Annotated in this window: 12 protein-coding genes and 1 pseudogene; 8 read left to right on the top strand and 5 right to left on the bottom strand. The window is 64.2% G+C overall.

The window, feature by feature from the left end; all coding sequences use genetic code 11:
* Positions 1 to 34: 34 nt before the first annotated feature.
* On the bottom strand, positions 35 to 1,987 hold the full coding sequence (locus ASE52_RS05445; RefSeq protein ID WP_277814398.1) for a propionate--CoA ligase: 1,953 nt from the start codon (positions 1,985 to 1,987) through the stop codon (positions 35 to 37).
* 255 nt (positions 1,988 to 2,242) lie between these two features.
* Here ASE52_RS05445 and ASE52_RS05440 point away from each other — a divergent pair, with 255 nt between their 5' ends.
* The 3 genes from ASE52_RS05440 to ASE52_RS05430 are packed head-to-tail and all read left to right on the top strand — an operon-like array spanning position 2,243 to position 5,542.
* Complete coding sequence (locus ASE52_RS05440; RefSeq protein WP_057224372.1) at positions 2,243 to 3,211, top strand: chromate resistance protein ChrB domain-containing protein; 969 nt, start codon at positions 2,243 to 2,245, stop codon at positions 3,209 to 3,211.
* Complete coding sequence (gene chrA / locus ASE52_RS05435) at positions 3,208 to 4,581, top strand: chromate transporter (protein ID WP_057224369.1); 1,374 nt, start codon at positions 3,208 to 3,210, stop codon at positions 4,579 to 4,581. The genes ASE52_RS05440 and chrA overlap by 4 nt, the downstream gene beginning before the upstream one ends.
* Positions 4,582 to 4,615: 34 nt before the next feature.
* Positions 4,616 to 5,542, top strand: a complete 927-nt coding sequence (locus ASE52_RS05430; protein ID WP_057224367.1) for a Fe-Mn family superoxide dismutase — start codon at positions 4,616 to 4,618, stop codon at positions 5,540 to 5,542.
* On the opposite strand, the gene ASE52_RS05425 is transcribed toward ASE52_RS05430, so the two are convergent.
* Positions 5,539 to 5,988 carry a nuclear transport factor 2 family protein gene (locus ASE52_RS05425; RefSeq protein ID WP_241776925.1) on the bottom strand — a complete coding sequence of 150 codons (450 nt, stop codon included), beginning with the start codon at positions 5,986 to 5,988 and terminating at the stop codon, positions 5,539 to 5,541. The genes ASE52_RS05430 and ASE52_RS05425 overlap by 4 nt on opposite strands.
* Positions 5,989 to 6,104: 116 nt before the next feature.
* Here ASE52_RS05425 and ASE52_RS05420 point away from each other — a divergent pair, with 116 nt between their 5' ends.
* A complete protein-coding gene (locus ASE52_RS05420; RefSeq protein ID WP_057224362.1) occupies positions 6,105 to 6,929 on the top strand; it encodes a helix-turn-helix domain-containing protein in 825 nt (274 codons plus the stop codon).
* A 97-nt stretch (positions 6,930 to 7,026) separates the two neighbouring features.
* On the opposite strand, the pseudogene ASE52_RS26190 reads toward ASE52_RS05420, so the two are convergent.
* A pseudogene (locus ASE52_RS26190) lies at positions 7,027 to 7,125 on the bottom strand (isochorismatase); the annotation flags it as partial.
* A gap of 202 nt (positions 7,126 to 7,327) precedes the next feature.
* Here ASE52_RS26190 and ASE52_RS25480 point away from each other — a divergent pair.
* The 4 genes from ASE52_RS25480 to ASE52_RS05400 all read left to right on the top strand — a co-directional run bounded on the left by ASE52_RS25480 (position 7,328) and on the right by ASE52_RS05400 (position 11,622).
* Positions 7,328 to 8,275 (top strand): helix-turn-helix domain-containing protein, encoded by a 948-nt coding sequence (locus ASE52_RS25480; protein ID WP_140426136.1) that lies wholly within the window; start codon positions 7,328 to 7,330, stop codon positions 8,273 to 8,275.
* Positions 8,276 to 8,373: 98 nt separating this feature from the next.
* Positions 8,374 to 8,571, top strand: a complete 198-nt coding sequence (locus ASE52_RS25475; protein ID WP_140426135.1) for a hypothetical protein — start codon at positions 8,374 to 8,376, stop codon at positions 8,569 to 8,571.
* On the top strand, positions 8,571 to 11,141 hold the full coding sequence (locus tag ASE52_RS05405) for a fibronectin type III domain-containing protein (protein WP_082606761.1): 2,571 nt from the start codon (positions 8,571 to 8,573) through the stop codon (positions 11,139 to 11,141). The genes ASE52_RS25475 and ASE52_RS05405 overlap by 1 nt, the downstream gene beginning before the upstream one ends.
* 85 nt (positions 11,142 to 11,226) lie before the next feature.
* The gene (locus ASE52_RS05400; RefSeq protein ID WP_057224354.1) at positions 11,227 to 11,622 is read left to right on the top strand and encodes an MAPEG family protein; all 396 of its coding nucleotides are present in this window, start codon (positions 11,227 to 11,229) and stop codon (positions 11,620 to 11,622) included.
* Between the two features lie 183 nt (positions 11,623 to 11,805).
* Here ASE52_RS05400 and ASE52_RS05395 read toward each other — a convergent pair whose 3' ends face one another.
* Both ASE52_RS05395 and ASE52_RS05390 read right to left on the bottom strand, forming a co-directional pair.
* Complete coding sequence (locus ASE52_RS05395) at positions 11,806 to 12,414, bottom strand: isochorismatase family protein (RefSeq protein WP_057224351.1); 609 nt, start codon at positions 12,412 to 12,414, stop codon at positions 11,806 to 11,808.
* Positions 12,415 to 12,502: 88 nt separating this feature from the next.
* Positions 12,503 to 13,417 (bottom strand): ribose-phosphate diphosphokinase, encoded by a 915-nt coding sequence (locus ASE52_RS05390; RefSeq protein WP_057224349.1) that lies wholly within the window; start codon positions 13,415 to 13,417, stop codon positions 12,503 to 12,505.

Here is a 13,417-nt window from a genome sequence, read left to right as displayed (position 1 = left end):
CGCAATCCGCAGGGCACTGGCAGGTCCTGTCCGGTTACCCCACCAGATCCTTCACCTGCTGCAGGGCCGCCGGGTCTTCCATCGTCGTCAGATCGCCGGGATCGCGCCGCTCGGCCACGGCCTGCAGCGCGCGGCGCAGCAGCTTTCCGCTGCGGGTCTTGGGCAGCACAGAGACAAAATACACGCGCGACGGACGGGCCACGGCGCCGAGCTGGCTGTCCACCTGCTTCATCACCTCGCCTTCGAGCTTGAGGCGTGCAGCCTCATGGGTCAGGCCCGAGGCATCGCGCGCCACCGCAAACGCCATCGCCACTTGGCCCTTGAGGCTGTCGGCCACGCCCACCACGGCCACTTCGGCGATGTTGGGGTGGGAGGCAATGCTCTCCTCGATCTCCCGCGTACCCAAGCGGTGGCCAGCCACGTTGATCACGTCGTCGGTGCGGCCCAGGATGAAGTGGTAGCCGTCGGCATCGCGGATGCCCCAGTCAAAGGTGCTGTAGATCAGGCGGCCGGGAATGCTCTTCCAGTACGTGTTCACAAACCGCGCATCGTCGCGCCACACGGTCTGCATGCAGCCGGGGGGCAGCGGGCCTTCGATGGCTACCACGCCTTTCTGGTTGGGCGCTGTCAGTTCCTCGCCGTTGCTCTCGTCGATGAGCTTGACGTGGTAGCCGTACATGGCCTTGCCGGGGCTGCCGAAGCGCGTGGTTTGCTGGTGCACACCATTGGCCAGGGTCAGGATGGGCCAGCCGGTTTCGGTCTGCCAGTAGTTGTCGATGATGGGCACCGAGAGCGCGTCGCTGATCCACTGCGCCGTGGGTTCGTCCAGCGGCTCGCCCGCCAGCCACAGGGCCTTGAGGCTTTTCACGTTGTACTTGGCAAGGTAGGCCGGGTCCTGCTTCTTGAGCACCCGCACCGCCGTGGGCGCCGAGAACATGTGGGTGACCTGGTACTTCTCGACAATGCTCCACCACACGCCCGCGTCGGGCCGCGTAGGCAGGCCCTCGTACATGATGGTGGTCATGCCCGCAATCAGCGGGCCGTAGACGATGTAGCTGTGCCCCACCACCCAGCCGATGTCGCTGGTAGCGAAATACACGTCGCCCGCTTTCGCATCAAAGATGTGCTTCATGCTGGCGGCCAGCGCCACGGTGTAGCCGCCCGTGTCGCGCTGCACGCCCTTGGGCTTGCCGGTGGTGCCGCTGGTGTACAGCGTGTAGCTGGGGTGGGTGGATTCAACCCATTCGCAGGGCACCACGGTGTTCAGGTGCTGCTCGCGCAGCGCCGCCCAGTCGTGGTCGCGGCGCGGTTGCAGGTGCATGGGCGCCAGGCCCCGGTTGATCATGAGCACGGCGGCGGGCTTGTGTTTGGAGAGCGCAATAGCCTCGTCCAACAGCGGCTTGTAGGGCACCACCTTGCCGCCACGTGACCCGGCATCGGCGCTGACCACGGCCACCGGCTCGGCATCTTCAATGCGCGAGGCCAGCGAGCCCGAGGCAAAACCGCCAAACACCACCGAATGCAGCGCACCGATGCGCACGCAGGCCAGCATGGCAAAGGCGGCCTCGGCAATCATGGGCATGTAGATGAGCACACGGTCGCCCTTCTTCACGCCTAGCGACAACAACACGGCTGCCATGCGCTGCACCTCGGCATGCAGCTCGGCAAAGCTGTAGCTGCGCTCGGTGTCGGTTTCGGTGGAGATCGCCACCAGCGCACTTTGGCCGGCGCGCGTTGCCAGGTGCCGGTCGACCGCGTTGTGGCACAGGTTGGTGGTGCCGCCGACAAACCATTTGGCAAACGGTGGGTTGCTGTAGTCGCACACCTGCTGGGGCGGGGTCTTCCATTCAATCAACCCGGCCTGCTCGCGCCAGAAAGTGTCTGGCTGGTCGATGGACTGGCGGTAGAAGTCGGCGTATGCGGTCATTGTGGGTGTCTCCTCGGCATCTCTCTCTCGCCCTGCCACGGCAGCAGGTTTTGAATTCATAATTATTCATAACGGGCTTGCGGCAAACTGACGCTGGCCTTCGCACTTGCCATGAATCCACTGCGCTTAGCGGCCTGGTGCCCGCTGCAGTAAAGCGCATGCATCCGGCATCGCTGCCGCTTCTTGCACGCGACCCATCCCCTCCCATCGTTCTCTTGTATGCCCTGAAGCACTCGGCATGCAAGGATTCTTTGGTGACAACGATATTAAAAATAGAAATAACTATTTCAATAAACAACGCATATACTTCAAATCATGTGGTCCACCCTCATCATGACGCTGCCCACGCAGCCCAACGCCGTGCGGCTGCGCATCTGGCGCAATCTCAAGGCACTGGGCTGCGCCGCCCTGCGCGACGGCGCCTACCTGTTGCCTGAAGAACACGCGGGCCTGCTGGCCCCCATTGCCACCGAGGTGCGAGAACACGGCGGGACGGCCATGCTGCTGACTCTTACTGCGCCGGACAGCGCACAGCGCCAGGAGATCGAAGCGTTGTTCGACCGCACAGAAGCCTTCACTCAGTGGCGCGACACGGCCACGGCCTTGCAGGCGGAGCTGGCACAGCTCACGGAAACCGAAGCGCGCCGCCGCTTGCGTGGCATTGCCGACGCCCTGCAGGCCTTGCACCGCACCGACTACTACCCCAGCGGCGCCGCCGCGCAGGCCGATGCCGACCTGGCCACCCTGCGGCAGGCCCTGGACGCCTGCTTTTCACGCGGGGAGCCCGCCGCCCTGCCCGCCCATGGCATCGCGCGCCTTCACACCGCCCAGTTCCAGAACCAGCGCTGGGCCACGCGGGCGCGGCCCTGGGTGGACCGCCTGGCCTGCGCCTGGCTGATCCGCCGCTTCATCGACCCGGGCGCGCGGTTCGTATGGCTGGCCGATCCGGCGTCGCCGCCTGCTGATGTCCTGGGCTTTGACTTTGACGGCGCCCGGTTCACCCACGTGGGCGCCCTGGTGACCTTTGAGGTGCTCATTGCCAGCTTTGGGCTCGAAGCCGACCCCCGACTGCAGCGCTTGGCCCGCGCCGTGCACTACCTGGACACGGGCGGCATGCCCGTGCCCGAGGCTGCGGGGCTGGAGGCCGTGCTGGCCGGCCTGCGCGAAGTGCATGCCGATGACGACGCCCTCACCCAGGCCGCCGCGCAGGTGTTCGACGCCTTGTACGCCGTGCCGTCCGCCCTCCCTTCCTCGCAGGCCCCGCTGCCCAGCACCGCACCATGACCACCCCCACCTCTGCGCCCGCCACCTCCTCTCTGGACCGCCCCGCCCCCGTCGGCTTTGGCGAGGCTTTCCTGTTCTGGCTCAAGCTCGGTTTCATCAGCTTTGGCGGCCCGGCCGGCCAGATCGCGATCATGCATACCGAGCTGGTGGAGCGCCGCCGCTGGATCAGCGAAAAGCGCTTTCTGCACGCCCTCAACTACTGCATGCTGCTGCCCGGCCCCGAGGCGCAGCAGCTGGCCACCTACATCGGCTGGCTCATGCACCGCACCTGGGGTGGCATCGTGGCCGGGGCGCTGTTTGTGCTGCCCTCGCTGTTCATCCTGATCGCACTGTCGTGGGTGTACCTGCGGTTTGGCGATGTGCCGGTGGTGGCGGGCATCTTCTACGGCATCAAACCCGCCGTGACCGCGCTGGTGCTGCACGCAGCGCACCGCATCGGCACGCGCGCGCTCAAGAACGGCTGGATGTGGGGCATTGCCGCTGCGTCTTTTGTGGCCATCTTTGCGTTCGACACGCCCTTCCCTGCCATCGTGCTTGTGGCAGGCCTCATTGGCTACTTTGGCGCACAGCACTGGCCGGCCGTGTTTGCCCCGGGGGGCGGCCATGCCAACGGCCACAAGGGCTACGGCCCGGCGTTGATCGACGACGACACTCCCACGCCCGCCCACGCGCGCTTCTCACGCAGCCACCTGGCCAAGGTGCTCGCAGCCGGGCTGGCGCTGTGGCTCGCAGCCATGGCCGCGCTGGTGGCCACGCAGGGCTGGCAAGGCACGCTCACGCAGATGGGCTGGTTCTTCACCAAGGCCGCGCTGCTCACTTTTGGCGGCGCCTATGCCGTGCTGCCCTATGTGTACCAGGGCGCGGTGGAGCAATACCAGTGGCTCAGCGGCCCGCAGATGATCGACGGCCTGGCGCTGGGCGAGACCACCCCCGGCCCGCTGATCATGGTGGTGGCGTTTGTGGGTTTTGTGGGCGGCTGGCTGCAGCAGGTGTGGGGGCCAGATGCGCTGTTTGCGGGCGCCGCTGCCGCAGCCGCCGTGGTGACCTTTGTGACCTTCCTGCCCTCGTTCATCTTCATCCTCGCGGGTGGCCCGGTGGTGGAGGCCACCCACGGCAAGCTCGGTTTCACCGCGCCACTGTCGGCCATCACCGCCGCCGTGGTGGGCGTAATCCTGAACCTGGCGCTGTTTTTTGCCTACCACCTGCTGTGGCCCAAGGGTTTTGGCGGGGCGTTTGATGCGATCTCCGCGGTGATTGCACTCGGGGCGGGCGTTGCGTTGTTCCGCTTCAAGGTCGGCGTGCTGCCTTTGCTGGGCACGTGCGCAGCCGTCGGACTGGCGGTGACTTTTCTCAAACCGTGGCTTGCCTGAGCCGCCATTCACCCACCTTCGCAGGAGTCTCACCATGCAAGCACACCCTCAAGCCCTTCCCTTTGACCCGGCCACACTGCCCGGCCTGTCTGAAAAGCTGCTGCGCAGCCACCACCAGAACAACTATGGCGGCGCGGTGGCGCGGCTCAACGCCATCCGGTCACAGCTGGCGGGTGTGGACTTTGCTTCGGCCCCCGGCTTTGCACTCAACGGGCTCAAGCGCGAAGAGCTGATCGCCAGCAACTCCATGCTGCTGCACGAGCTGTACTTCGCCAGCCTGGGCGGCCAGGGCGCGGCACCGGCGCCCGGCATGGCACTGGCCCTGGCGGCCAGCTTTGGCAGCCCGGAGCGCTGGCGCGAGGAATTCGTCGCCATGGGCAAGGCCCTGGGCGGCGGCTCTGGCTGGGTGTTGCTGGTGTTCCAGCCGCGCGAGGGCACGCTCTCCAACCAGTGGGCCAGCGATCACACCCAGGTGGCAGCGGGAGGTGTGCCCATCCTCGCGCTGGACATGTACGAGCATGCCTACCACCTCGACCACGGCGCAGCAGCGGGTGCCTATGTGGATGCCTTCATGGCAAACATCCACTGGGCCGCCGTCTATGAGCGCTACCAGCATGCGGTACACGCCGCGAGTGAAGGGCTGCAAGCGTCCATTCAAGACGCGCAAGCAGCGGCACAACTGATTGATGTGCGCCGCGCCGGTGTGTACGAGGCGGCCACCACGGCCATCCCCAACGCCCGCTGGCGCGACCCTGCCGCCATCGAAACGTGGGCCCCCGAGCTGTCTGCCAGCGAAGGCGTGGTGGTGTATTGCGTCTATGGCCATGAAGTCGGCCGCTCGACCGCGTTGCGCTTGCGCGCAGCGGGCTTCAACGCGCGTTTTCTGCAAGGTGGCATGGACGGCTGGGTCGCTTCGGGCCAGCCCGTGCAGCCCAAAACGGCGGTGGCGCCGGCCGTTTAGTGCGCGGTCTGCGGCGCCATGCGCCGCTGCACCTCGGCCGACAGGTGGGCGAGTGCGGGCAGCGGCCGCACAAACACTTCCAGGGTGGTGATGCGGCCCTGCCCATCCAATTGCAGACGGTCCACACCCCGGGCGGTGTGGGGCCCCATTTGGCCTTCAAAGGCCAGGGCCAGCTGCCGCCCGTCCTCGCTCCACAGGCAATCACCATAGGCAAACCGGTCGTACAGGCTGAAGGCCAGACCCAAGACCCCGCCCACGGCGCCTGCGCCGTGCAGTGGTTGGTCGTCCAGCGGCGAATGCAGCAGCACCTCGGGGTGCAGCAGGCTCCCCACTGCACTGAAGTCGCCCGAGGCAAACATATGGCGCCATGCAGCCAGGGTGCGCACGGTGGCTGGGGCTGAAGAAGGAGAAATCCCCGGATTCAGGGATGGCAGAGAGGTTGTCATGGCAGTGTCCTTGGGCTGGGGTGGAAAGAGCCGTGAATCCTCGCGGTGCCGGGTCATGCGCGCAATCACCTCCGAGGTCATAAAACCCATGGCACCTTGTGCCACCATCGGTGTCCATGTCACCCGTCTCCCCTGCAGCCTCCGACACCACCCCTGCGCGCATCGGCAGTCTGCTGCGGGCACTGCGCGTGCGGCGGCGCCAGAGCCAGTTGGCGCTGGCCATGGACACGGGTGTGTCCCAGCGCCACCTGAGTTGCCTGGAGACCGGCAAGGCCCAGCCCAGCCAGCCCATGCTGCTGGCGTTGCTGGATGCGCTGGGCGTGCCTTTGGCGGAACGCAACCAGGCACTGATGGCGGCAGGGTTTGCGCCCCGCTACCCCCGCAGCGACTGGTCCGCCCAAGGCCTGGCCCCGGTGCGCGAGGCCCTGCACCGCCTGCTGGTGGCCCACGAGCCCGCGCCCGCAATGCTGCTGGACGCGCAATGGAACCTGCTGGAAATCAACGCCGCCGTGCCTGCGCTGATGCGCCTCATCGGTTTTTCGCCCCCAGCCGCCGAAGGCTCGGAGCCCTTGAACTTGCTGGATCTTCTGCTCGGGCCGCAGGGGCTGAAGCCCTGGCTGGTCGACGCCCCGCGCATTGCCCAGGCGGTGCGTCGGCGTGCGGGCGCCGAGGCGCCATTCAACCCTGCACTGGCCCACCGCCTTCAGGCGCTGCCCGAAGAAACCCGGCACCGCAGCGGCCAGCCCAGTGCCGAGCCATCACCACCGGACTCGCCCGTGCTCCTGCTGCAATTACGCTCCCAGGCAGGCGTATTGAGCTTCATCTCCGCCACTACCACCCTCGGATCACCGCTGGACGTGACGCTGGACTCATTGCGCATCGACCACCTGCTGCCAGCGGACAGCACCACCCGCACAGCGCTGGAGCGGGCTCTCACGTAAGCGAGGAATTCCGCTCGCCCGTACCTTTTGCTGCTATTTTTATAGCTGCCAGCGCTTTATAGACAAGCGCTAGATGCCAAAAAGACCAAAAATTCGGCTACTTGATCAGCCCAAGCACGTCCTTGAATGCCGGGTGTTCACAGCTGCCCAGCCATTCAAACGCGACCATCTCGGTCGTCACCAGCTCGGCGCCCGCGCGCAGCAGGCACCAAGGCTCTAATTTTCTGCAAGGTGGCCTGGACGGCTGGGTCACGCCGGGACAGCCGGTGCTGCCAAAAGATTGCGGCGCCGCCTGTTTGAATTGGGTGCCGCGCCTGCGCGCGTGCATCGGCGCCAGCCGCTAACATCCATGTCAAAAGCGAGGGACACTGGGACGACCCAGCGTCATCGACCGCCCCATGGAGGAGCGCAAACAACACATGGCGAAGAACCATCCAGATGCAGTTGCAGATACGGACGATGGAGCAATACACCCCGACACGCGTACATCGCTATTCCTGCCTTCAACCTTGCTGGCAGATTGCGTGTGTGCTTATGTGGGGCGCGACACCTTGGGCGCCCAACTGAGTCCCAAACAGAGCTTCAGTCATTTGCCGGTGTCTCCCCTGGTCAGTATTGTTTGGTTGATTCAGGGCGGTAGATCGTCAATGCACATTGAGGGCGATGAACTCCCCCCATCGTCAAGGCGGGTGGTCTTGCGCGGCCCTCGCGCACGACCCAGTGTTTGGCAGGACCGCGGCCCTGCCGCAGTATTTTCACTGACCCTATTCCCCGACGCATTTCATGCGCTGACCAAGCTGAATGTAGCCAGTTTGCTGGACCAGGCGAAGAGCTTGCAATCTGTACTTGACAAAGAGTGGCAGAAGATGGCCGTCGCAGTTTTGAAGGCCAGCAATGACTTGGCACGCATTCAAATTGTCGAAGCATTTTTAATGCCGCGCTGGACACCGTTGCGTGTTCAGCAGCCCGAGACAATGCTGTCGGATGGATTGACGTTGTTCAATGACTGGGTTGACGCTGCAGCATTGCGTGCGTCTGCATCAATGCCCACGCACAGCACGCGCCAGCGGGAGCGGCTGACAAAAGGAAAACTGGGACTTCCCCTGCGAGCACTCCACGGACTGGTGCGCATGGAGTCAACGTTGACCCGAGGGCACGCGTCCAACGCGTTTGGTGGCCAGTCTTTGGTGGATGTGGCCCACACAATGGGATTCTCTGACCAAGCGCATTTTTCCCGAGAAGTGAAGCGTTTTTCAGGTTTGAGCCCCACCGAATTGCAACGGGCCATCGAGACCCAGGAATCCTACTGGCCCTACCGCTTGAGGCAGGCGCTGAAGCTGCGTTGATAGCCCAGGGCCCTGCCCGCTGGCGTGTACGTGCGCCGCAAATGTCGTTTCGATTCAAGACCGCATTCCCGCAGCTCCGTAGCATCCGTGGCTTTTGTTTGACCAACGAACAAAAGGTGTTCGGTCATGCGCCCATATTCGGCCGCGTTGGTTTTGAGAAATTGAAAATTGCATTGCTGCTATTCACCAACCAGACCATGGTCGGCGCCAGATCCGTCGGGGCCGCATATCCATTGCGCGTGCACGCTCGCAATCCCCCACCCATTTCCAAAAAATTCACCTCAAAAGGGTACTGATGCAGCGCGCTTTCGCTTTCGTTAAACCGGCATGGACCATGGCTTTGGGAATCAGTGTCCTTCTGATGACAGGCTGCGGCGGCGGCAGCGGTCCTTCTGATACGGGCACTCCACCCCCGCCTACCGTTGTGGTGTCTCCCGACCCTTCCGCAGTGCCCGGCAGCCCGGCAGCACCAGATACGGCGGACACCACTGCACCGAGCGCTCCGGGAGCATTCACTGCAAGCAGCACCAGCGAAAGCATATCCATAGGCTGGCTGGCCAGCACCGACAACGTCGGAGTCATCGGCTACGAGATTTGGCGCAACGGTAGGCGCCTTCAGGCCACCCCAGGGGATCAGACCACCTTTCAGGATAACGGGTTGACAGCCGGCACCACCTACACCTACGCGGTGCGCGCGGTGGATGCCGCAGGCAATTTTTCCGCGTTTGGTGGGAATCTGAATGTGAGCACACTGGCCCCCGCCAGCCCTGTCGATACCGACCCGCCCAGCGCACCTACTGCGCCCGCGGCTAGCCAAGTCACCGCGACAAGCCTGACTCTCAGTTGGGGGGCGAGCAGCGACAACACAGGCGTCGTTCGCTACGAGGTGTACCGCAATGGCACCACCTTGCTCGGCAGCACAGCCCAAACATTCCTTGTATTGACCGGCTTGACGGCCAACACGACATATTCTTTGACCGTCAAGGCCTTTGATGCTGCAGGCAATGCCTCGGTCGCCAGCATCACAGTCGTGGTCAGTACGGCAGCAGCACCAGCAAAACCCGTAACGCCTGTAACCCCGGTGCCTGACACCACGGCCCCGAGCGTGCCGGCTGGTTTGGCGGCAAGCAATGTCGCCAGCACCAGCCTGACGGTCAGCTGGACGGCCAGTACGGACAATGTTGGTGTAGTGGCTTACAAGGTATACCGCGACGGCGCGCTGGTCGGCTCAACCAATGTCACCAGCTTCACGTTGACCGGTCTGACTGCCTCCACCAGTTATGCGATTGCAGTTAGAGCGGTCGATGCGGCAGCCAATGCGTCTGCGGCAAGTGCTGCGCTCAACGTCAGCACAGGCTCGGCCACACCCCCAACCGGCCCAACCGGCGGCTATCCCGTGTCGGTGATTGGTCCGGTGGAGATCATCAGCTGGGCACCGGCTACAGCCTACCCTGGCGTGCCCTACCGCTACCGCGTCGGGGTCATAGGGGGGCAGGCACCGTACACCTATTCGGTCGTCACCGCACCGTCAGGTGTGACCATCGCAGCAAGCACGGGAGAGCTGTCGTGGACAGCACCCGCCAGTGCGGCAACTCCTGTTTCCATCAAGCTGCGGGCCACCGATTCGCTGGGCGCGGCTGTCGACCAAACGTTCAGTGTGCAAGTCACCAGCAGCGGCTTTTACTTTGTATCGCCCACCGGCAATGACAGCACCGGCACCGGAACACTGGCCTCTCCCTGGAAGACCATCGCCCATGCCCTTACAAAAGGAGCGACTGGCGACACCTTGTATGTGCGTGGTGGCAGCTATACCGGCGGCTTTGACTTTGTGGCCGGCAAGATCACGCGCATCGTGGGCTACCCCGGCGATGCCATGCCAGCCATCGACTTGAACTTCACCAATATCAACCCGCGTTCCTCGCGCACCTGGGTGGAAGGACTGGAGATTTTCAACTTCAGCCACCACGGCTTCCATGTCGACGGCAGCCAGAGCGACCTTGTCTTTCGGCGCAACCACATGCACCACCTGTACGACCCCAGCCAGTCCGAGAACCCGTCATTCATTTTCTTTGCGGACAACCAGTACTACGACCGCATCATCATCCAGGACAACATCTTCCACGACCTGTTTGACCGCGGATCGGGCCTTCACGGCGACACCACGGCCAACTACCACGGCGGCGCGTCCGTCATGTACAACGTACGCAGTGCACTGGTTGAAAACAACGAGGTCTGGGCAATTGACGGTCCCTGCTTCAAGGACAAGGACAACGGCCAGCGCAACACCTTCCGGGGCAACTACTTCCACGACTGCGCGTCGGGCGCGATCCATTTGGCCAGCCAATACACGCAGGACCGCATAGAGGTGTCCTGGAATGTGCTGATCGGCGGCGTGTCGATTGGACAGCAGCCCGGCTACATACGCGACATCGACATACGCCACAACACCCTGTTGGGAAGCATTGAATTCGGATGCGTGGTGGGCGATCCGAATAGCAAGAATTTCATCGTTCGGGACAATATTCTCGTTCCCGACAATTTCTTTGCCTACGCATCCATCAACTGCAAGTTCCCTGACAACACCCTGGATCTGTCGTCACAAAACAAGACGCTGAGCGCGGAAGGCCGCTTTGACTACAACCTTGTTGACTCGTCATATGCCCATGTATTTGGCTATGGCTGGTATGCCACCAATCTGGACTGGTCTACGTGGCGCACCACCTACGGCAAAGACGCGCACTCCAAAAAAACCACCGCGCAACTCACCAGTGTGAGCCTTAAAGACTATCGCCCCAAGGCCACTTCGGCCGCTTGCGGCGCCGCATCTGACGGACGCGCAATGGGTGCGTTGGCGTGCGCGCCTTGACGGGCCATGGTTTTGGGCATCCGTTCTTCTGTTAACAACCAGACTGAACAGCCCGCCCACATACCGAAAGACCGAAAGCAATCCCATGACACCAACCCTCACCTATCTGGCCTGGATGGCCGTCATCACCTGGCTTCTGCTGGTGGCGGCAAGCCTGATCCGTGCACGCATCTGGTCGGCCGGTGGTTTGCAAGTGGCCACCGGCAACCGTGAAGGTCTGCCTGAGCCTACGGGCCTGGCTGGCCGTGCCGAGCGCACCGCGCGCAACACGCTGGAGAACTTCGTCTTGTTTGCAGCCATTGCACTCGGTGCACATGTGGCCGGCCTCGTCAGCCCGCGCATCGAGGCCGGGGCCGCGCTGTTCTTCTGGGCCCGCGTTGTCTATGTGCCCGTGTACTACGCTGGTCTTCCTTATCTGCGCACGGGCGTGTGGCTGGTGAGCATCGCCGGGCTGGGCTTGATGCTGAGCGCGATGCTCTGAGCTCGCTGCCAACGTGCGGTGCCAATCCCGGCGCCCTTGAGTTCTAGGTTTTGCGTTGAGCCCAAAAGAGCAGTGGCGCAGAGGGCGGATGGCTCCAGTCACCCTCACTCAGTCGCTACTATTTTTGTAGCTAATGGCGCTTGATAGAAAAGCGCCCGTGGTCAAAAACACCAGAACTCCGGTTTACTTGACCAACCCCAGCACATCCTTGAAGGCCGGATGCTCACAGCTGCCCAGCCATTCAAACGCCACCATCTCGGTCGTCACCAGCTCGGCGCCCGCGCCGGCCAGGCGGTCGAATGCGGCATCGCGGTTGCGCTCAGTGCGCGAGCCGCAGGCGTCGGTCACCACCCACACTTCGAACTCGTCTTCCAGCAGGTCGAGCGCGGTTTGCAGCAGGCAGATATGGGCTTCGCAACCGGCTATCACGATGGTGCCGCGCTCGTCGCCCTGGGCTGCGGCAGGTTTTTGCAGGTGTTTGGGCAGGCTGCGCGCGTTGCCGCCCTGCTGGGGCTTTGCCGGCGGGCGCAGCCATTCGCCCAGACCTTCCTCGGCGGCGCTGAAGTGCATCTTGGCCAGGGTTTTCTGGCACAGGGCACGCAGCGCGGCGTCGTTGGCCCCAAGGCGCGAAGGGTTCTGCTCGGTGCCCCACACGGGCACGTCCAGCATGCGGGCGATCTCGGCCAGGCGGCGGGCGTTGGCCAGCACGGCGGGGCCTTCATGGATGGCAGGCATCAGGCGCTCCTGGTAATCGACCAGGACGAGTTGGGATTCGGTGGCGTCAAGCAGCATGGTGGGACCGTTTCTGTGTTCGTTGAATCGCTGTGCGGGCGCAGCGTTGGAGGCAATGGTGCATTGTCGCAGCCCGTGCCCGGGGTTTTCAGGTGCGAAGGATCGACTGCAGCGCCTTGGCCAGCGGCCCGGCCATGGCCACGGCATTGCTCGGGTGCGGAATGCAGTCCGTGCTCCACACCTCCCCCACCCCGGCTTCATGCAGCACCTGCAGCGCATCGCCCGCAAACAGTGCATGCGTCACCGCCACATCCACCGAGGCGGCGCCAGCCTGCAGCAGCAGCCGGGCGGCCAGCGCCAGCGTGCGGCCCGTGCTGGCCATGTCGTCCAGCAGCACCACCGCCCGGTCCTGGGCGTTGAGCGCGGGCAGTTCGATGGCCACATGGCGGTCGCCATGGCGCACCTTGGTGCACACGGCATGGTCAAAGCCGTGGCGCGCGGCGGCCTGGGCGATCCACTGGGCGGATTCACCGTCCGGCCCCACCAGCAGCGCGTTCGAGCGGCGTTCAGCAATCAGATCGGCCAGCGGCTCGGCACCGCTGAGCACCACCGCCCGTGACACGGGGATGGCCTGCTCCAGCCGGTCGATGCGGTGCAGGTGCGGGTCCACGGTGACCACCGCGTCGAACAGTCCGGCCAGAAACCCGCCCACCACCTGCTGGCTCACGGCCTCGCCGGGGTGGAAGGCGATGTCCTGCCGCATATAGGCCAGGTACGGCGCCACCAGCGTGAGGTGCTGCACACCCAGGCTGCGGGCCGTGCGCGCGGCCAGCAGCAGTTCCACCAGCTTTTCATTGGGCTGGTGCAGGCTGCGCAGCAGCACCACCCGCCGGGGCAGGCGGCCCGCCGCGTTGACGGGCAAACGCAGCTTGAGTTCACCATCGGGGAAACGGTGGCGCTCGATGGCCTGGGCAGTCATGCCAGCTGCCTGCGCCAGGCGCAGCGCAGGGGCCTCCTCGTCGGCAAAGTACAGCAGACACGCTTGGTGGGGGGCAACAGTCAC

Origin of the sequence: Acidovorax sp. Root275, from assembly GCF_001428965.1 — a bacterium.
GTDB lineage: Bacteria > Pseudomonadota > Gammaproteobacteria > Burkholderiales > Burkholderiaceae_C > Acidovorax > Acidovorax radicis.
This window is presented reverse-complemented; position numbering and strand designations above follow the sequence as displayed.